The sequence below is a fragment of the Streptomyces sp. NPDC007157 genome, assembly GCF_040634235.1.
In the GTDB taxonomy this organism is placed as follows: Bacteria; Actinomycetota; Actinomycetes; order Streptomycetales; family Streptomycetaceae; genus Streptomyces.
Genome location: NZ_JBEYFE010000022.1, coordinates 111,843 through 131,371, shown reverse-complemented (window position 1 = coordinate 131,371; position 19,529 = coordinate 111,843). Strand labels below are relative to the sequence as shown.

Sequence of the window (19,529 nt, the reverse complement as noted above, 5' to 3'; positions counted from 1 at the left end):
GCCCCGCGCCGAGGTCACAGCGCCGAGGTCACGACGCCCAGGTCACGACGTCGCGGTCACGACGTCGCGGTCACGGACGCCCGGGTCACGCGCCGTCGTAAGGGATTCCCCACCCCGCGGCCAGCTCCCCGAAGGCCTCGTGGAAGCCCGGGAACGTCTTCTTCACGCACCCAGGGTCGTCGAAGGAGATCCCCGGCGTGCGCAGGCCGGTCACCGCGAAGGACATGACGACGCGGTGGTCGCCGAAGGTCTTGATCCCGGCCGGGGCAGGGGTGCCGGGCCGGATCTCGATCCAGTCCTCGCCGGTGTCGACCCCGATTCCCAGCCGGCGCAGGTTCTCCGCGCAGGCGTCCAGCCGGTCGCACTCCTTGACCCGGGTGTTGGCCACGTCCTCGATCCGCACCGGACCGTCCGCGAAGGGGGCGATCGCCGCGAGGGTCGGCATGGTGTCGGAGATGTCCCGCATGTTCACGGTGAGACCGCGCAGCCGGCCCGTGCCGCGGACGGTCGTCCGGTCGGCGCCGATCTCCACGTCCGCGCCCATCCGGCGCAGTACGTCGACGAAGCCCAGGTCGCCCTGGAGCGCACCCCGCCCGAGCCCCGGGACGGTCACCTCGCGGCCCGTGACGGCCGCCGCGGCGAAGAAGTAGCTCGCGGTGGAGGCGTCGGGCTCGATCGCGTAGGTGGTGGCCCGGTAGCCGCCGGGCGGCACGACGAAGGTGTCCCCCTTCCTGTTCTCGAAGGTGTCCCCCTTCCTGTTCTCCTCGCGCGCCACCGCCACCCCGAACGACCGCATCATCGCGATCGTGATCTCCACGTACGGCGCGAAGACCAGGTCCGTCACCCGGATCCGCAGGCCCTTGCGGGTCAGCGGGCCGAGCAGGAGCAGGGCGGTGAGGTACTGCGAGGACTGCCCGGCGTCGAGGGTGACCTCGCCGCCCTCGACCCCGGCCGCCTCGATGCGCAGCGGGTGGTGGCCCTCCGCCTCCTCGTGCCGCAGGTCGACACCGAGGTCGCGCAGGGCGCGGGTGAGCGGGGCGAGGGGGCGGCGGCGCATCTGCTCGGAGGCGTCGAAGCGGTAGCGGCCATGGCCGGCCGCGGCGAGCGTGGGCAGGAAGCGGGCGGTGGTGGCGCCGTCCCGGCAGTGGACCTCGGCCTCGGGCAGCGCGGGGCCCTGCGGCCGGCCGTCCACCTGCCAGGTGTCCGGGGTACGGCCGACGCGGTAGCCGAGCCGGGTGAGGCCCTCGGCGAAGCCCTCGGTGTCGTCGGAGCGGAGGGGGCGGACGAGGGTGGTGACTCCGTCGGCGGCGGCCGCGAGGAAGAGGGCGCGGGCGGTGACGGACTTGGAACCGGGGATCGCGACGAGGGGCATGGGGCGATGATCTCGGGTTTTCCCGGGGCGGGGAGATGTCTGTCCATGGGGTGGAACAGGTGGATCGATGTGTGCGGGCCGGTGGGGCTGGTCGCGTCCCCGCGGCGGAGCCGCATGCCGGATACGGCCCCGCACCCCTGTTCAGGGGCGCTTCACTGACGTCCCTCGCATCCCTCCGCCCCCGACTTACGGAAATGCGCCCTCCGCCGGGAACCCGCCCCCCTGCCCGTCCGTCCAACCCTCAGGCTGTCGGAAGAGTCTCCGTGGTGTGGTGTCGGCCCTCGCTGCTGGCTGCGATCGCTGACCCACCCTCTCCGCCGCACCACGGCCGCCGGCCCGCCGCCATCGACGTGCCCCCCTCCAATGCGCCGATGGCGGCCCCTTTCTGGTTACTGTGCTTTCCCTTGACGGAAAGAAACTTCCCGAATATTGGTGTGCCTACGGAAGTTTCCTTCAGCCGGTTCCCCACCGGAAGGAGCGCACGTGCCCTCCAGACGCACCGTCCTCGCCGCGACCGCGGGCGTCACCGCGGGGCTGACCGTCGGCAACAGCGCGTACGCCTTCGGCTCGGACGACAAGAACGCCGACCACCGGAACGCCGACGACAAGAAGCTCCACTCGCTCATCTCCCGTATGACCCTTGAGGAGAAGGTCGGCCAGCTGTTCGTGATGCGGGTCTACGGCCACTCCGCCACCGCCCCCGACCAGGCCGACATCGATGCCAACCGCAAGGAGATCGGCGTCCGTACGGCCGCCGAGCTGATCGCCCGGTACCGCGTCGGCGGGATCATCTACTTCACCTGGACGCACAACACCCGGGACCCGCGGCAGATCGCCGAACTGTCGAACGGGATCCAGCGGGCCTCCCTGGACCAGCCGCGCGGCCTCCCCGTGCTCATCGCCACCGACCAGGAGCACGGCGCCGTCTGCCGGATCGGCACGCCCGCGGCCCTCTTCCCGGGCGCGATGGCCATGGGAGCGGGCGGCTCGCGCGCCGACGCCCGTACCCTCGGCCGGATCTCCGGCGCCGAGCTGCGGGCGATGGGCGTCCGGCAGGACTACTCCCCCGACGCCGACGTCAACGTGAACCCGGCCAACCCCGTCATCGGCGTACGGTCCTTCGGAGCCGACCCGGACGCGGTCGGCGCCCTGGTCGCCGCCGAGGCGCAGGGGTACCGGGACGCCGGGGTCGCGGCCACCGCCAAGCACTTCCCGGGCCACGGGGACACCGCCGTCGACAGCCACACCGGCTTCCCGGTCATCACGCACAGCCGGGAGCTGTGGGAGAAGCTGGACGCGGTCCCGTTCCGGGCGGCGGTGCGGGCGGGCATCGACTCGATCATGACCGCGCACATCCAGTTCCCGGCGCTGGACGGCTCCGGCGACCCGGCGACCCTCTCCCACCCGGTCCTCACCGGCATCCTGCGCGGTGAACTCGGTTACGACGGGGTCGTGGTGACCGACTCGCTGGGCATGGAGGGCGTGCGGACCAAGTACGGCGACGACCGGGTCCCGGTGCTCGCCCTGAAGGCCGGGGTCGACCAGCTCCTCAACCCACCCACCCTGGACGTGGCCTGGAACGCCGTCCTGAAGGCCGTACAGGACGGGGAGCTGACCGAGGCGCGGCTGGACGAGTCGATCCTGCGCATCCTGCGGCTGAAGTCCCGGCTGGGGCTGCTGGACCGGCCGTACGTCAACGCCAAGGACGTCGACCGGGTGGTGGGCACGGCCCGGCACCTCGCCACCGCCGACCGGATCGCCGAGCGCACCACCACCCTGCTGGTCAACGAGGGCGGCCTGCTCCCGCTGTCCCGCCGCACGCACGGCCGGGTGCTGGTGGTGGGCGCCGACCCGGCCTCCCCGTCCGGGACGACGGGGCCGCCCACCGGTGTGCTCGCCGCCGCCCTCACCGAACTCGGCTTCACCGCGACCGCGTTGGCCACCGGTACGGAGCCGTCCGCGGCGACGATCGACAAGGCGGTCGCGGCGGCCCAGGAGGTGGACGCGGTGGTCGTCGGGACGTACAACGTGACGGCGGACAGCGGACAGCGGCGGCTGGTGGAGCAGTTGCTCGCGACCGGCCGCCCGGTGGTGGCGGTGGCCGTGCGCAACCCGTACGACATCGCCCAACTGCCCGCCGTGCGGGCCTGCCTGGCGTCCTACTCCTGGACGGACGTCGAACTGCGGGCCGCGGCCCGGGTGATCGCCGGCCGGGTCGCGCCACGCGGCAGGCTGCCGGTGCCGGTGCAGCGGGCGGACGATCCGACGCAGGTGCTGTACCCGATCGGCCATGGGCTGACGTACTAGACGTACGTAACGGATCGGGCGTAACACCCCCAACAGGCGGAAAACATCCCGCACAGCTGGCGTGGGCCGTGATCGCGGGCCACGCTGGCAGGGGGGTTGGTATGAGGAGCAGACGTTTCGCCGGGGTGCTGGTGACACTCGCCGTCGCCCTGCTGTCGGCCGGGTGCCGGCTGTCCTCGTCCGGGGAACCGGCGGGCAGCGCGCGGCCTGCGGGGAGTCCGACGGCCTCCGGGTACGGTGCCCGGTTCCTCGCGGTCGACGAGTGCAGCTCGTTTCGGGCCGCCGGCTTCACCGAGGTGCCCTGCACCAGCGAACGGGCGGCGGCCCGGGTCGTCGCCCGGTACGACGGAACGGTCGCCGCCGGCCCGGCGTGCCCGGCCACCACCGACTTCGTGCTGCACATCAGCGCCCAGCGCACGGGCGGCGACGTGGACGGTGACGGAACGATCCCTCAGGGCTACGCCTGCATGCGCAACCTGGAGCCACCGCATCCCGGGGACCCCGGCGGGGGCGGTGGACCGCGCACGATCGTCGGCGACTGCGTTTACGGCTCGGGCCACGGCCAGGTCCGGGAGACCGCCTGCGACGGCTCGGGAAAGCGCAAGCCGCAGTACGAGGTGGTGCGGGCGGTGACCACGCGGGACCGGTGCCCGGCGTCGACGGCCCTGTACGTCCGGCTCGGCGGCGAACGGCCGGTGGGCTGCGCCCGCCGCGTGTGAACGCCCCATGCCGGCCCCGGCCGCGCAGCCGTCCGCTCGACGCCGACGGCCGGTCACGGCGTCAGCAGAGGATCCACCCCGAGCTCGCCGAGGAGCGGCCCACCGCGCCCTTGACCCAGACGCACCGGTGCCCGGCGTGCACGGTCACCGGGCCCGCGTGGTACTTGTACTTGCCCTTGTCGACGACCGGGCGGTTGCCGCGGGCCTGGACGCTGACGGACATCATGCGTCTGCCGCCGGACGACTTGGGGAGCGTGATCGCGCAGACGTAGCCGCCCTGCCGGTAGATGTGCACGGTGCCGGTGGCGAAGGGCAGCGTCCGTACCTGGCGTCCGGCGCAGTCGGCCGCCGTCACGGCCTGGGCCTCGGCCGGCGCCACGAGGGCGAGCACCCCAGAGGCGGCCAGCACGGCCGCACCGAGCGCCAGCCGCCGCCGTATCGCACCACTGTCCACAGTCGTCCCCTCCCGCACCGCACCGCAGCTGTGCCCCAGCCATGACCGTACTGATGTACGGACGCACGACATATGTCGGATGGTTGCACGACCGTCAGGGACCGGACGACCCGCCCTTGGTCACGGCAGACCACGACGGCGGCGGCTCAGCGGGTGGCGCCGACCGGTTCCTCCGGTTCCTCGGACTGGCCGATGAAGGTGCGCCACAGGTCGGCGTAGCGGCCGTCGCGGGCGAGGAGTTCGTCGTGGGTGCCGTCCTCGGCGACCCGGCCGCGATCCATGACCACCACCCGGTCGGCGCGGGCGGCCGTGGTCAGCCGGTGGGCCACCACAAGGGTCGTACGACGGCCCGCGAGGCGGTCGGTGGCCAGGTTCACCTGCGCCTCCGTCGCCAGGTCCAGGGCCGCCGTCGCCTCGTCGAGGAGCAGGACGTCGGGGTCGACGAGTTCCGCGCGGGCCAGCGCGATCAGCTGGCGCTGGCCGGCCGAGAGGTTGCGGCCGCGCTCGGCCACCTCGTGGAGGTAGCCGCCGTCGAGGGTGGCGATCATCTCGTGGGCGCCGACCGCGCGGGCCGCCGCCTCCACCTCGGCGTCGCCGGCCTCCGGGCGGCCGTAGGCGATGGCGTCCCGGACGGTCCCCTGGAAGAGGTACGCCTCCTGCGGGACGACCCCGAGGCGATGGCGGTACGCGGTGAGGTCCAGGGTGCGCAGATCCCGGCCGTCGACCGTCACCCGGCCGCCCGTCGGGTCGTAGAACCGCGCGACCAGTTTGACGAGGGTGGACTTGCCGGCGCCGGTCTCGCCGACGAAGGCGACCGTCTGCCCGGCGGGGATGGTCAGGTCGATGCCGCCCAGGGCCTCCTCATCGGCCCCGTACGCGAAGTGCACGTCCTCGAAGGCGATCTCACCCCGCAGTTCGGGAACCTCCCGCGGCTGGTCCCCGGCCTGTGTCGACGTCCGCTCGCGGAGCAGTTCCTGGATGCGGCCCAGGGAGACCGTGGCCTGCTGGTAGCCGTCGAAGACCTGGGAGAGCTGCTGGACGGGGGCGAAGAACAGGTCGATGTAGAGGAGGTAGGCGACCAGCGCGCCGGTCGTCAGCGTCGCCGCCTCGACGCGGTGGGCGCCCGCGATCAGGACGCCCGCCGCGGCCACCGACGACAGCAGCTGCACGAACGGGAAGTAGACCGAGATCAGCAACTGGCCCCTGCGACGGGCCGTGCGGTAGCTCTCGCTGCGCTCGGTGAAGCGGCGGCCGCTGTCCTGCTCGCGCCGGAAGGCCTGCACGATCCTGAGGCCCGACACCGACTCCTGGAGGTCGGCGTTGACCACCGACACCCGCTCGCGGGCGAGCTCGTAGGCCTTCACGCTGGCCCGGCGGAAGAAGAAGGTCGCGACGATCAGCGGGGGCAGGGTGACGAAGACGACCAGCGCGAGCTGGACGTCGATCACCAGCAGGGCGACCATGATGCCGAAGAAGGTGACGACCGAGACGAAGGCGGTGACCAGACCCGTCTGCAGGAAGGTGGACAGCGCGTCCACGTCGGTCGTCATCCTCGTCATGATCCGGCCGGTCAGCTCCCGCTCGTAGTAGTCGAGTCCGAGCCGCTGGAGCTGGGCGAAGATCTTGAGGCGGAGGGAGTAGAGGACGCGTTCGCCGGTACGGCCGGTCATGCGCGTCTCGCCGACCTGGGCCGCCCACTGGACGAGCACCGCGAACAACCCCAGCAGGGCGGCCGCCCAGACCGCGCCGAGCGCCATCTTCGTGACGCCCTGGTCGATGCCGTGCCGGATCAGCACCGGCAGCAGCAGGCCCATGCCGGCGTCCACGGCGACCAGGGCGAGGCTGACGAGGAGGGGCGATCCGAAGCCGCGCAGCAGGTGGCGCAGGCCGTAGGAGTCCTCCGGCTGTACGGCGCGGGCCTCGTCGATGTCGGGGATGTCGGTCGCCGGGGGCAACGCGTCGACCTGGGCGAGGAGCTCGGGGGTGGCCGGGGTCCCGGAGAGGGCGAGGTCCTTGGGCGCGCGGTCGCCGGTCCACAGGTGCGGGGTCACGCCGCGCTCGACGTCGAACTCGGCGTCCAGCTCCTCCCGTACCGACATGTCCTCGTGCGGTGCGGCCGGGATCGCGTGTCCTGGGGAGACCCCGCCCAGTTCGTCGGGGTCGGTGAGCAGCCGGCGGTAGAGGGCGGACCGTTCCTGGAGCTCGTCGTGGGTGCCGATGTCGGCCAGCCGGCCCCGGTCGAGGACGGCGATGCGGTCGGCGAGGTTGAGCGTGGAGCGGCGGTGGGCGATGAGGAGGGTCGTCCGGTCCCGCATCACGTGCGCGAGCGCCTCGTGGATCTCGTGCTCCACGCGGGCGTCGACGGCGGAGGTGGCGTCGTCCAGGACGAGCAGACGGGGGTCGGTGAGCAGGGCGCGGGCGAGCGCGACGCGCTGGCGCTGGCCGCCCGAGAGGGTGAGGCCCTGCTCGCCGACCTTGGTGTCGTAGCCGTCGGGCAGCGCGGTGATGAAACGGTCCGCCTGGGCGGCGCGGGCGGCGGCCTCGATCTCCTCCTGGGTGGCGTCCGGGCGGCCGTACGCGATGTTGCCGCGGACCGTGTCCGAGAAGAGGAACGAGTCCTCCGGGACCAGCCCGATCGCGGCCCTGAGCGAGTCCAGGGTCAGCTCGCGCACGTCGTGGCCGCCGACCAGGACGGCGCCGTGGCTGACGTCGTAGAAGCGCGGGAGGAGGAGGGAGACCGTGGACTTGCCCGAGCCGGAGGAGCCGACGACGGCGAGGGTCTCGCCGGGCCGGATCTCGAAGCTCAGCCCTCGCAGGACGGGGCGGTCGTCGTCGTACCCGAAGGACACGTCGTCGAACTCGACGGTCGCGGGCGCGTCGGCGGGCAGGGTCTTCGTGCCCTCCTTCAGGGTCGGCTCGGTGTCGATCAGCTCCAGGACGCGCTCGGTGCCGGCGCGGGCCTGCTGGCCGACGGTGAGGACCACGGCGAGCATCCGGACCGGGCCGACCAGCTGGGCCAGGTAGGAGGAGAAGGCGACGAAGGTGCCGAGGGTGATGTGACCGCGGACGGCCAGCCAGCCGCCGAGCGCCAGCATCGCGACCTGGCCGAGGGCCGGGACGGCCTGCAGGGCGGGGGTGAACCTGCTGTTCAGCCGGATGGTGCGCAGGCGTCCCGCGAAGAGCCGGCGCCCGACCTCCCGCAGCTTCCCGGTCTCCTGCTCCTCCTGTCCGAACCCCTTCACCACGCGGACACCGCTCACGGCGCCGTCGACCACGCCGGCCACGGCTGCGGCCTGGGCCTGGGCGTACCAGGTGGCGGGGTGGAGCTTGCTGCGGCTGCGCTTGGCGATCCAGTACAGCGCCGGGGCGACCGCGAGGGCGACCAGGGTCAGCGGCGCCGACAGCCAGGCCATGATCCCGAGGGAGATGACGAAGAGCAGGACGTTCCCGATGGTCATCGGCAGCATGAAGAGCAGGCCCTGGATCAGCTGGAGGTCGCTGGTGGCCCGCCCGACGACCTGGCCGGTGGACAGCTCGTCCTGCCGCCGTCCGTCGAGCCGGGTGAGGGTGGCGTACATCTCCGTGCGCAGGTCGTGCTGGACGTCGAGGGCGAGCCGGCCGCCGTAGTAGCGGCGCACGAAGGTGGCGGCGTAGACGAGCACGGCGGCGCCGATCAGGGCACCGGCCCAGGCGCCCATGCCCCGGCTGTGATCACCGATGACGTCGTCGATGATCACCTTGGTGATCAGGGGCACGACGGCCAGCACGGCCATACCCGCCAGCGAGGACCCGAGCGCGAGGACGACGTCCCGGGGGTGCCGCCAGGCATACCCCGCCAGCCTGCGCGCCCAGCCCTGCCGTTCCCCCTGTTGCGCTGCCACGCGGCCGCCCTCCGTTCGCCCTGTTCTTCCGCATGGCCACAACACGCACGGAACCGGATTTCATCCCTCCGCAACAAAACCTCGGTCGCTGGTCGCAGCGGACTCGGCCCATGGACCTGGGCCGCCGTGCCTCCGGCCGACGGGACCCGGCCCCGTGGTCGTCCTCCGTTCGCGGAATCCCGCAGGAGGCAGCAGGATGCATGACCAGGAGGGTCTGACGGCCGGGTGCCCGCGGGAGGTCGCCATGGGGACGTTGCTGTCCGTCAACGTGGGGCTGCCGAAGGACGTGCCCTGGCAGGGGCGGACCGTGCGGACCGGAGCGTGGAAGGCGCCCGTGTCCGGCCGTCGTATGGTGCGGCGGCTGAACATCGACGGGGACGGCCAGGGCGACCTGGCCGGGCACGGCGGCGAGATCCGGGCCGTGCTCGTCTACCAGCTGGACTCCTACCGGTACTGGCGGAAGCAGCTCGGCCGCGACGACCTGACCTTCGGGAGCTTCGGGGAGAACTTCACCGTCGACGGCCTGCCCGACGACGAGGTGTGCATCGGCGACCGGTACCGGATCGGCGAGGCGGAGTTCGAGGTCACCCAGCCACGCGTCACCTGCTACCGCGTCGGCATGCGCCTGGGCGAGCCCACCATGGCCGCCCTCCTGGTCGCCCACCACCGCCCGGGCTTCTACCTGCGGGTGCTCACCGAGGGACACGTCCGGGCCGGCGACGAGATCGCCCTCACCCGCAAGGGTCCGGGAGAGCTCAGCGTCGCCGACACCGACGCGCTGCTCTACCTCCCCGGCCGCGACCCCGCGAAGCTGCGCACCGCGCTGGACATCCCCGCCCTCAGCCCCGGCTGGCAGCAGTCCTTCCGGGAACTGGCCGCCGCCGGACAGCCAGGAGACCAGCCGGGATGGCCGGGCTTCCGACCCCTGCGGGTCGCCCGTATCGTCCGCGAGACCGCCGACATCGCCTCCGTCTACTTCGCCGCCACCGACGGCACCCCGCTGCCGGAGGCCCGCCCGGGCCAGTACCTCTCCGTCCGCCTCACCACCGGCGAGGCCGCCCACGAGGTGCGCAGCTACTCCCTGTCCTCGGGGCCCGCGGCCGGCGGTTACCGCATCAGCGTCAAGCACGAGCCCCACGGGAGGGTCAGCGGCTACCTCCACACCGGGCTCCGCGCCGGGGACCTCGTGGACGTCGCCGCCCCACGCGGCACGTTCGTACTCGGCGAAGGCACCGGCCCGGTCGTCCTCGCCTCCGCGGGCATCGGTGCCACTCCCGTGCTCGCCATGCTGCACCGGCTCGCCACCGCCCGGGACCCACGCCCCCTCTGGTGGCTCCACACCGCCCACGACCGCGCCCACCACGCCTTCGCGGCCGAGGCCCGGACCCTCCTCGCCCGGCTCCCCGACGCCCACGAGCACATCTACTACACGGCCGACGGCCCACGCCCCGGCGAGGACCACGTCACCCGGGGCCGCCCGACCGCCGCGTCACTCACCGCCCTCGGCGTCCCGGCCGACGCCGACGCCTATCTCTGCGGGCCCACCGCCTTCATGGACGACTTCGGCGACCTGCTGCGCGCTCACGGTCTGCGCCCCGAGCGGATCCACACGGAACGGTTCAGCGCGCTCGCCGCCGTCAACCCCGGCGTCACCCCCACCGCCGCGGTCCGCCCGCACCAGCCGTCCGGTCCCCCCGGCACCGGCCCCCTCGTCACCTTCGCCCGCAGCGGCGTCACCACCCCGTGGTCCCCCGCCCACGGCTCGCTCCTCGACCTCGCCGAGGCCTGCGACGTCCCGACCCGCTGGTCGTGCCGCACCGGCGTCTGCCACACCTGTGTCACCCCGCTGGTGACAGGCGACGTCGAGTACACCACCGCGCCGCTCGAACTCCCCGAGCCCGGCACCGTCCTCGTCTGCTGCAGCACCCCGGCCACCGAGACCGTCCTCGACCTCTGACCCGGGCGGCGCGGCCGCGCCGGCCGCGGCGACCGGCACCCCGCCGTCGCCGTGCCGGTAACGACTAGTCAAACCCTTCCCCGCCCGTACAACCATTCGGGCGAACTCGCGAGTCAATCCGGTTATGACTCACGGGATATCCAGACGCGCCAAGGTGCTGGTGGCGATCGCAGGCGGGGCCGCGTTCACCGCGGGGGTGGCCGCACCCGCCTCGGCAGCCGCTCCCACCGTCAGCTGCACGTCCGCGAAGGCGGGCCTGGCCACGAAGCTGAAGAAGGACATCACGGCGGCGATGGCGAACCGCAAGGGGACCATCGCCGTCGGCCTCTACGACCGTTCCACGAAGACCACTTGCACGCTCCGTGCCACCACGCACTACGACTCGGCGAGCACCGTGAAGGTGACCGTGCTGGCCACGCTGCTGTGGGACGCCAAGAAGCACAACCGCTATCTGACGACCACCGAGCAGACGCTGACCAAGGCCATGATCACCAAGTCGGACAACGACGCGACGACCAAGCTGTGGAAGCAGCTCGGCATGACGAAGATCAAGGGGTTCCTGACCGCCGCCGGGATGACCCAGACCACCCCGGGCGCCAACGGCTACTGGGGTCTCACCCAGATCGACGTCCACGACGAGCAGCGGCTGCTCACCCTGATCACCGCCAAGAACACGGTCCTGAGCGACAACTCACGGGCGTACATCCAGAAGCTGATGGGGCAGGTCATCTCGTCCCAGCGCTGGGGCACCCCGTACGGCGTCCCCTCCGGGGTCTCCGTGCACGTCAAGAACGGCTGGCTGTCGCGCTCCACGCACGGCTGGCGGGTACACAGCCTCGGCACCTTCAAGGGCGGCGGCCACGACTACATGCTGACCGTGCTGACCCACGACAACAGCACCATGAACTACGGGATCACCACGATCCAGGGCATCGCGAAGGCCATCCACAAGGATCTGGCGGCGAGTTGAGCCCGCCAGGGGTCATGGCGGGAGCGTGCTCCGGCCATGACCCGGCCGTGGTCGTACCGTGATCCGGCTCCGAGCCGGTGGGTGGCCCGACCCCGACCCGACCTTTCACGAGCGGGTCTCCCGCCCTTCACCGATCCGCCCTACGGTGACGGCCATGCGCCTGCGAACCGTACTCGCCACCGTCACCGCCGGCCTGGCGGCGGCCACCTGCCTGTCCGCCGCCGGACCCGCCGTCGCGTCGGCCAAGTCCGCCCCGGTCGAAGCCTGTTCGTCCACGGTCTCCATCGACGGCTTCTCCGACGCCCTCGACAAGACGACCTTCGACGGCACCTTCGTCGGCAACTTCTCGGCCCTCGCCCTGGACCGGCACGGCTCCCTGGCCGCCCTCTCCGACCGGTCCTCGCTCTTCGACCTCGACGCGAGGACGCTGGCGCCGAAGAAGGTCGTCCAGCTCGCCGACGAGAACGGCGCCGCGCTGGACTCCGAGGGCCTGGTCGTGGACCGCGACGGCACCCGGCTGGTCACCTCCGAGACCGAGCCGTCGATCCGCCGCTACTCGGTGGACGGCAGGATCCTGGACCGCCTCCCCGTGCCGTCGTCGCTGCTGGTCTCCCCGGCCGGGCGGGCCACCTCCAACCAGACCTTCGAGGGCCTGACCCTCCTCAACGGCGGCCGCACCCTGCTGGCCTCCATGGAGTACGCCCTCTCCGGCGACACCGCCGGGATCGTCCGCTTCCAGACCTGGCAGCGGACCAAGGGCGACCACTTCAGGCTGTCGGCCCAGTACGCCTACCGCACCGACGACCCGATCCTCGGCGTCCCCGAGGTCCAGGCGCTCCCCGACGGCCGTCTCCTCGTCCTGGAGCGCGGGTTCACCGCCGGCGTCGGCAACACCGTCCGCCTCTTCCTGGCCGACCCGCGGCACGCCACCGACACCAGCGGCATCGCCAACCTCACCGGGCAGCCCGGCGTCCGGCTGATCAGGAAGACCCTGCTCACGGACATCGCGACCTGCCCGACCCTGGGCGCCACGGCCAAGCAGCCGCAGCCCAACCCGCTCCTCGACAACATCGAGGGCATGGTGGTCACCGGCCGTTCCCAGGGCGCGTACAAGGTTCTCCTGGTCAGCGACGACAACCAGAACGCGGCCCAGACGACCCGGTTCTACCGCCTGTCGGTCCGCGCGCACTGAGACAGCGGCTCCGAAGGGCGGTCGCACCGGCCGCCCTCTTACCCATATCTCATCCACCCACAGCCTGCGCCCAGGATCGGCACAGCCCTCACCCATCGGCCGTCTGCATGGTGGGCTGGTGACATCTGCCACCGATCCCATTCCCCCCACGACCGTGTCCCCCGACTGGGCGCCGCCCACGGCGACCCCCGCGGCTCCCCTGCCGGACAAGGCACCGCGCTGGTCGCTGCCCGCGCTGATCGCGATCCTGATCCTGGCGGCGGTGCTCTACTCCTGGAACCTCTCCGGTTCCAGCATGAACACCTTCTACAGCGGCGCCATCTGGGCCGGCACGAAGAGCTGGAAGGCCTGGTTCTTCGGTTCGCTGGACCCGGGCAACTTCCTGACCGTCGACAAACCGCCGTTCGCGACCATGGTCATGAGCCTGTCGTGCCGGATCTTCGGCTTCGGCACCTGGCAGATGATGGTGCCGCAGGTCGCGGCCGGCCTCGGCACGATCTGGATCCTGCACGCGAACCTGAAGCGGATCTGGGGCCACGGCGCGGCGACCGTCGCCGCGCTGGTGCTCGCGCTGACCCCGATCACCGTCGCGATCAACCGCGACAACAACCCCGACACGATCCTGGTCTTCCTGATGGTCGCGGGCGCGGCGCTGGCGTTCCGCGCCACCCGTGACGAGAAGCTGCTCCCGCTGCTCGGCTCGGCGGCCTGCTTCGGCCTCGCCTTCAACACCAAGCTGCTCGCGGGCTGGATCGCGCTCCCGGCCGTCTTCGCGCTCTACCTGTACGCGTCGAAGGCCCCGTGGGTGAAGCGGATCGTCAACCTGGCGCTCGCCGCGGTCGTACTGGCCGTCTCCAGCTTCTGGTGGGCGATCGCCGTCTCCCTGGTCCCGGCCTCCGACCGCCCCTACATCGGCGGCTCCACGGACGGCTCGGCCTGGGACCTGATCATGGGGTACGACGGTCTCGGCCGCGTCTTCGGCGGCGAGGGCAACGGCGGCGGGGGTGGTGGCGGCGGCGGCTTCTCCGGCTCCGCCGGTCTCGGCCGCATGTTCAACGACATCCTCGGCGGCCAGATCTCCTGGCTGCTGCCCTTCTCCGCGATCGCCCTGATCGGCGGCCTGGTGCTGTGCGGCCGCGCTCCCCGCACCGACCTGCGCCGGATGGCGCTGGTCCTGTGGGGCGGCTGGACCCTCCTGCACTACGTGATCTTCGCGACCGCGCAGGGCACCATGCACCCGTACTACACGACCGCGCTGGCCCCGGGCGTCGCGGCGCTGTGCGGCGGCGGTGGCGCGATGCTGCTGCACGCGTTCCGCACCGACAAGCGGTGGCTCTGGGTCCTCCCGGCCGCCTTCGGCGTGACCGGCATCTGGGCGATCGTCCTGCTCCGCCGCGCCTCCGGCTGGAACACCTGGCTGTGGCCGACGATCGGCGTCCTGACGGTGGCCGGCATCGTGGGCATGATCCTCTTCCGGTCCGGCAACCGGGCCCGCCTTCTCACGGCCTCGGTGGCGGCGGCCGTGATCGCGGCGCTGGCCGGTCCGACGGCATACGCGGCGGCGGACCCGTTCGGCGGCTCCGCCGGCGGTGGCATGGGCGGTACGAACCCGACGGCCGGCCCCTCGACGGGCAGCGGCGGCTTCGGCGGCGGTCCCGGCGGTGGCGGCGGCAACCGGGGCGGTTTCCCGGGCGGGCAGAACGCCGAGGCCGGCGGCGAGATGGGCGGCGGCTTCCCCGGCGGCACGAACGGCGAGGCGCCGGGCGGCGGTACGGGTGCGGCCGGCGGCACCGGCGGCACCGGCGGTCCCGGCGGTACCAATGGCCAGGCGCCCGGCGGCACCCAGCAGGGCGGCGGCTTCCCCGGTGGCGCGAACGGCGAGCTGCCGGGCGGTGCGGCCGGCGGGACCGGTGGCACCGGCGAGGCGGGCGGCACCCCGCCGAACGGCACCGGCGGGACCGGCGAGGCAGGCGGCGGCACCGGTCAGCGCGGCGGCTTCGGCGGCGGTGGCATGGGCGGCGGTATGGGCGGCGGCGTGAGCAGCGACCTGATCGCCTACCTGAAGAAGCACATGGACGGCGCCACCTGGCTGCTCGCGGTCTCCAACTCCCAGTCCGCGGCCCAGATCGAGCTGAGCGCCGAGGAGCCGGTGATCTCCATGTGGGGCTTCACCGGATCCGACAAGGCGATGACCGTCGCCAAGCTGAAGGAACTGGTGAAGGCGGGCAAGCTGCACTACATCCAGGTCGGCGGCGGCGGTATGGGCATGGGCGGCAACAACACGCTCAGCTCCGAGGTGACCAGTTGGGTGCAGAAGAACGGGACGGCGGTGAAGGAGAGCGCCTACAGCAAGAGCACGGGCACTACGGAGAACTCGACCTCGAACTCCAAGTCCTCGACGTCTTCGTCCACTTCGTCTTCTGCGTCCACCTCGACGCTCTACCGGCTGGACCCGTCGGACGTCGGCTGACGTAACCCCGACACCCGAAGAGGCCCCCGACCACACGGTCGGGGGTTTCTTTTTACGTCCCGTTCACCGCGCCGTCCTCATGTTCATGTCACCCTCCTTCTTGCCGCCTCATCAACCCGCGTAGATGGGAAACTCTTTATGCTGGCGACACACATCCGGCGCTGGAAGTCGGTGGCCCTGGCGACCGCCGCCGTCCTGGTGGGCCTGACCGCCCCGGCGCTGACGGCGACTCCGGCCGCCGCCACGACGACCGCGTACGACTCGACGTACTACAAGAACGCGATCGGCAAGACGGGGACGAGCCTCAAGTCGTCCCTGCACACGATCATCAGCGCGAACGTCACCAAGCTGTCGTACTCGGCCCTGTGGGACGCCCTGAAGAAGACCGACCAGGACCCGAACAACAGCAGCAACGTGATCCTGCTGTACTCGGGCATCTCGCGCAGCAAGACCCTCAACGGCGGTGACAGCGGCGACTGGAACCGTGAGCACGTGTGGGCGATCTCGCACGGCGACCTCACCACGTCCACCGGCCCCGGCACGGACCTGCACCACATCCGTCCCGAGGACGTGGCGGTCAACGGCAAGCGCGGCAACCTCGACTTCGACGAGGGCGGCTCCACCTTCACCAACAGCGGCGGCAGCAAGGCCGACTCGGACTCCTTCGAGCCGCGCGACGCGGTCAAGGGCGACGTGGCCCGCATGATCCTCTACATGGCCGTCCGCTACGAGGGCGACGACGGGTTCGCGAACCTGGAGCCCGACGACAAGGTCGCCAACGGCTCCAACCCGTACATCGGCAAGCTCTCGGTCCTCAAGCAGTGGAACGACGAGGACCCGCCGGACTCCTTCGAGGAGAACCGCAACGACGTCATCTACAGCACCTACCAGCACAACCGGAACCCGTTCATCGACCACCCGGAGTGGGTGGACGCGATCTGGTAGCCCGGTGATGTTGAACGACTAGTTACCTCACACAGGTGAAGTCGATCTTGGGCTCGGGCGTGTCCGTGTGATCGCCCAGGAGCATGGGGGCGCCCCGGCAGTTCCGCCGGGGTGTCCCCAACTCCCTTTTACGGAGAGCCTCGTGAAGCTTCGTACCTGGTCCCTCGCCGCCGCGCTCGCGCTGACCGCGCTGGTGGTGCCCGCGCAGAGCGCCTCCGCGCACGCGGCCGCCGCCCCCTCCTGTCCCGACGGCTCGGTGTGCTTCTGGAGCGGGGAGGGCTTCGGCGGCGACTACTGGGAGTGGACGGCCCGCAGCGGATACCGCGACATGCCGCCGGGCCTCCACGACCACGTCGGCTCCTTCGTCGCCTCCACCCGCGCCTGCCTCGTCAACTGGTCCCCGACCGAGAAGCGCGACGTCTTCAACGGCGACTGGCGCTCCCAGTACCTCGGCGACTTCGGCGGCCGCATCGACGGGGTGGGCGCCGGCGCCTGCTGAACCGGTCACCGTCCCCGGGCCGGCCGGTAGGGCGGCCTGCCCGGGGCACTTCGCACTCAGCCCAGATGCGTCGGCGCGAACATCCGCAGCAGTGCCGGGAGCACGACCACCGAGGGCCCAGGGGTCGACAGGGCCTTCGCCAGGTCCGTCTCCAGGGTCTCGGGGGTGGTGCGGACGGCGGGGACGCCGAAGGACTCGGCGAGCGCCACGTAGTCGGGGCGGGCCAGTTCCGTCGCCGTGGCCTCGCCGAAGGAGTCCGTCATGTACTCGCGCAGGATGCCGTAGCCGCCGTCGTCCACGATGAGCCAGGTGACCGGGAGGTCGTGCTGCCGCGCCGTCGCCAGTTCCGCTATGGAGTAGAGGGCGCCGCCGTCGCCGGACACCGCGAGGACCGGGCGGGTCGGGTCGGCCGCGGCCGCGCCGAGCGCCGCCGGGAAGCCGTAGCCGAGACCGCCGGCGCCCTGGGCCGAGTGCATGAGGTTGGTGCCCTGCGGGTCGAACGCCGACCATGCCCAGTAGGCCAGGATCGTCATGTCCCAGAAGGAGGGGGACGTCCGCGGGAGAGCCCGGCGGACCGCCGCCAACACGTCCTGCTCCAGGGTGAGTTCCTGGGCGGCGACGCGCTCCGAGACCCGGGACAGCAGGTCCCGTACCCGGTCGGCCGCCGTGTCGTCCGCGCGCGGGGACACCGTCTCCAGCAGGGCCTGGAGCGCGAGCCGGGCGTCCGCGTGGATGCCGAGCGCCGGGTGGTTGGCCTCCAGCTTGCCGAGGTCCGCCTCGATCTGGACGACCCGGCCCCGGGGCTTGAACGTGTAGTAGTTCGAGGAGAGTTCACCCAGGCCCGAGCCCACGACCAGCAGGACGTCCGCGTCCTCCAGGAAGTCCGTGGTGTGGCGGTCCTCCAGCCAGGACTGGAGGGAGAGCGGGTGCTGCCAGGGGAAGGCGCCCTTGCCGCCGAAGGTGGTGACGACCGGGGCGTTCAGCCGCTCGGCCAGCTGCCGCAGCTTGCCCGAGGCGTCCGCCCGTACCACTCCGCCGCCCGCGATGATCGCCGGGCGGGCCGCGCGGGACAGCAGGTCGGCCGCCACCGCGGTCAGTTCGGGGCGCGGCGGCAGCTCGTCCGGGGTGGCGTCCATCGCCGTCACCACCGGGAGCGGCGTCGGGGCCAGCAGCACGTCCTGCGGGATCTCCACCCACACCGGGCCGTGCGGGGCGGAGAGGGCCGACTTCCAGGCCGCCGCGAGAGCGGACGGGATCTGCGACTGGGTGCGGACGGTGTGGACCGACTTCACCACGCCCCGGAAGGAGGCCGACTGGTCCGGGAGTTCGTGCAGGTAGCCGTGGCGGCCGCCGCCGAGGCCGGCCGTCGGGATCTGGCTGCTGATCGCCAGCACGGGCGCGGAGGCCGCGGCCGCCTCCTGGAGCGCGGCCAGCGAGGTCAGCGCGCCGGGACCGGTCGACAGCAGCAGCGGGGCCGCCTCGCCGGTGATCCTGCCGTACGCGTCCGCCGCGAAGCCCGCGTTGTTCTCCACCCGCAGGCCGACATAGCGCAGCGACGAGCGGCGCAGGGCGTCGAACATGCCGAGGGCGTGCTGGCCGGGCAGTCCGAAGACCGTCGTCGCGCCGAGTCCGGCCAGCGTCTCCACGACCAGGTCCCCGCCGTTGCGGCCGGCGGGCGGGTCGAGGGCTGCGGCCGTCTGCTCCTCCGTCGGGCGGAGTACCAGGTCGTGGTCGTGGGTCACTTCGAACGAGCCTCGGCAATCTGTCGGGTCATGATCGTGGTCAGTTCGTACGCCGTGTGCGAGGCCGCCACCGACGTGATCTCCGCGTGGTCGTACGCGGGGGCCACCTCGACGACGTCCGCCGACACCAGGTTGCAGGAGGAGAGTCCGCGCAGGATCTCCAGCAGTTCCCTGGACGTCATACCACCGGCCTCGGGCGTGCCGGTGCCCGGGGCGTGCGCGGGGTCCAGACAGTCGATGTCGATCGAGATGTACAGCGGGCGGTCGCCGATGCGCTGACGGAGCTGGTCGGCCACCTCGTCGGCGCCCCGGCGGTAGATGTCCGCCGAGGTCACGATGCCGAAGCCCATCTTCTCGTCGTCGGTCAGGTCCTGCTTGCCGTACAGCGGGCCGCGGGTGCCGACGTGGGAGAGGGCCGAGGTGTCGAGGATGCCCTCCTCGACCGCCCGGCGGAACGGGGTGCCGTGGGTGTACTCGGCGCCGAAGTAGGTGTCCCAGGTGTCCAGGTGGGCGTCGAAGTGGAGCAGGGCGACCGGACCGTGCTTCCTGGCCACCGAGCGCAGCAGCGGCAGGGCGATGGTGTGGTCGCCGCCCAGGGTCATCAGCCGGGCGCCGGTGCCGAGCAGCTGGTCGGCCGCCGCCTCGATCGTCTCGACCGCCTCGTTGATGTTGAACGGGTTGACGGCGATGTCCCCGCCGTCCGCGACCTGCGCCAGGGCGAAGGGGGACGCGTCCTGCGCCGGGTTGTAGGGGCGCAGCAGCCGGGACGCCTCGCGGATGGCGTTGCCGCCGAAGCGGGCGCCCGGCCGGTACGAGACACCGGAGTCGAACGGCACGCCCACCACGGCGACATCGGCGGTACCGACCTCGTCGAGGCGGGGCAGCCGGGCGAAGGTCGCGGGACCGGCGTACCGCGGGATGCGGGAGGAGTCGACGGGGCCGCGGGGTGTCTCGTTGCTGCTCATGAGGTCATGCCTTCTTTCCTACGCTTCGTCGCGTATGCACTGCTTCTGTCTACGAC

General features: G+C 72.1%; 13 protein-coding genes. 8 read left to right on the top strand and 5 right to left on the bottom strand.

Going from position 1 to position 19,529, the window contains the following annotated elements:
- Positions 1-85: 85 nt before the first annotated feature.
- Positions 86-1,372 (bottom strand): 3-phosphoshikimate 1-carboxyvinyltransferase, encoded by a 1,287-nt coding sequence (gene aroA, locus ABZ642_RS33205; RefSeq protein WP_360490702.1) that lies wholly within the window; start codon positions 1,370-1,372, stop codon positions 86-88.
- Positions 1,373-1,855: 483 nt separating this feature from the next.
- Between aroA and ABZ642_RS33200 the strand changes: the two genes are divergently transcribed.
- Together ABZ642_RS33200 and ABZ642_RS33195 are read left to right on the top strand one after the other, a co-directional pair.
- Complete coding sequence (locus ABZ642_RS33200; protein WP_360490699.1) at positions 1,856-3,679, top strand: glycoside hydrolase family 3 protein; 1,824 nt, start codon at positions 1,856-1,858, stop codon at positions 3,677-3,679.
- A gap of 101 nt (positions 3,680-3,780) precedes the next feature.
- Positions 3,781-4,398, top strand: a complete 618-nt coding sequence (locus tag ABZ642_RS33195; protein ID WP_360490696.1) for a hypothetical protein — start codon at positions 3,781-3,783, stop codon at positions 4,396-4,398.
- 61 nt (positions 4,399-4,459) lie between these two features.
- Here ABZ642_RS33195 and ABZ642_RS33190 read toward each other — a convergent pair whose 3' ends face one another.
- Together ABZ642_RS33190 and ABZ642_RS33185 are read right to left on the bottom strand one after the other, a co-directional pair.
- The gene (locus tag ABZ642_RS33190) at positions 4,460-4,852 is read right to left on the bottom strand and encodes a hypothetical protein (RefSeq protein WP_360490693.1); all 393 of its coding nucleotides are present in this window, start codon (positions 4,850-4,852) and stop codon (positions 4,460-4,462) included.
- 146 nt (positions 4,853-4,998) lie between these two features.
- Positions 4,999-8,733, bottom strand: coding sequence for an ABC transporter ATP-binding protein (locus ABZ642_RS33185; RefSeq protein WP_360490690.1), 3,735 nt, complete (start codon positions 8,731-8,733; stop codon positions 4,999-5,001).
- Positions 8,734-8,977: 244 nt separating this feature from the next.
- Here ABZ642_RS33185 and ABZ642_RS33180 point away from each other — a divergent pair, with 244 nt between their 5' ends.
- From ABZ642_RS33180 to ABZ642_RS33155, 6 genes are all read left to right on the top strand, one after another.
- Positions 8,978-10,690: an MOSC and FAD-binding oxidoreductase domain-containing protein gene (locus ABZ642_RS33180; RefSeq protein ID WP_360490845.1), complete on the top strand. Its 1,713-nt coding sequence runs from the start codon at positions 8,978-8,980 to the stop codon at positions 10,688-10,690.
- Between the two features lie 124 nt (positions 10,691-10,814).
- A complete protein-coding gene (locus ABZ642_RS33175) occupies positions 10,815-11,660 on the top strand; it encodes a serine hydrolase (RefSeq protein ID WP_360490687.1) in 846 nt (281 codons plus the stop codon).
- Positions 11,661-11,814: 154 nt separating this feature from the next.
- A complete protein-coding gene (locus tag ABZ642_RS33170) occupies positions 11,815-12,852 on the top strand; it encodes an esterase-like activity of phytase family protein (RefSeq protein WP_360490684.1) in 1,038 nt (345 codons plus the stop codon).
- 118 nt (positions 12,853-12,970) lie between these two features.
- A complete protein-coding gene (locus tag ABZ642_RS33165) occupies positions 12,971-15,322 on the top strand; it encodes a glycosyltransferase family 39 protein (protein ID WP_360490681.1) in 2,352 nt (783 codons plus the stop codon).
- A 138-nt stretch (positions 15,323-15,460) separates the two neighbouring features.
- Positions 15,461-16,267 (top strand): endonuclease, encoded by an 807-nt coding sequence (locus ABZ642_RS33160; protein ID WP_360490678.1) that lies wholly within the window; start codon positions 15,461-15,463, stop codon positions 16,265-16,267.
- Positions 16,268-16,409: 142 nt separating this feature from the next.
- Positions 16,410-16,766: a peptidase inhibitor family I36 protein gene (locus tag ABZ642_RS33155; protein ID WP_360490675.1), complete on the top strand. Its 357-nt coding sequence runs from the start codon at positions 16,410-16,412 to the stop codon at positions 16,764-16,766.
- Positions 16,767-16,822: 56 nt separating this feature from the next.
- On the opposite strand, the gene ABZ642_RS33150 is transcribed toward ABZ642_RS33155, so the two are convergent.
- Together ABZ642_RS33150 and speB are read right to left on the bottom strand one after the other, a co-directional pair.
- Complete coding sequence (locus tag ABZ642_RS33150; protein WP_360490672.1) at positions 16,823-18,508, bottom strand: thiamine pyrophosphate-binding protein; 1,686 nt, start codon at positions 18,506-18,508, stop codon at positions 16,823-16,825.
- Positions 18,505-19,473, bottom strand: coding sequence for an agmatinase (gene speB, locus ABZ642_RS33145; RefSeq protein ID WP_351734961.1), 969 nt, complete (start codon positions 19,471-19,473; stop codon positions 18,505-18,507). Before speB ends, ABZ642_RS33150 begins: the two co-directional genes overlap by 4 nt.
- Between the last annotated feature and the right edge of the window lie 56 nt (positions 19,474-19,529).

Coding starts and splice junctions, on each gene's coding strand:
- aroA (WP_360490702.1), bottom strand. CDS start 1,372: ATGCCCCTCGTCGCGATCCCCGGTTCCAAGTCCGTCACCGCCCGCGCC.
- ABZ642_RS33195 (WP_360490696.1), top strand. CDS start 3,781: ATGAGGAGCAGACGTTTCGCCGGGGTGCTGGTGACACTCGCCGTCGCC.
- ABZ642_RS33170 (WP_360490684.1), top strand. CDS start 11,815: ATGCGCCTGCGAACCGTACTCGCCACCGTCACCGCCGGCCTGGCGGCG.
- ABZ642_RS33180 (WP_360490845.1), top strand. CDS start 8,978: ATGGGGACGTTGCTGTCCGTCAACGTGGGGCTGCCGAAGGACGTGCCC.
- ABZ642_RS33160 (WP_360490678.1), top strand. CDS start 15,461: ATGCTGGCGACACACATCCGGCGCTGGAAGTCGGTGGCCCTGGCGACC.
- ABZ642_RS33175 (WP_360490687.1), top strand. CDS start 10,815: ATGACTCACGGGATATCCAGACGCGCCAAGGTGCTGGTGGCGATCGCA.
- speB (WP_351734961.1), bottom strand. CDS start 19,473: ATGAGCAGCAACGAGACACCCCGCGGCCCCGTCGACTCCTCCCGCATC.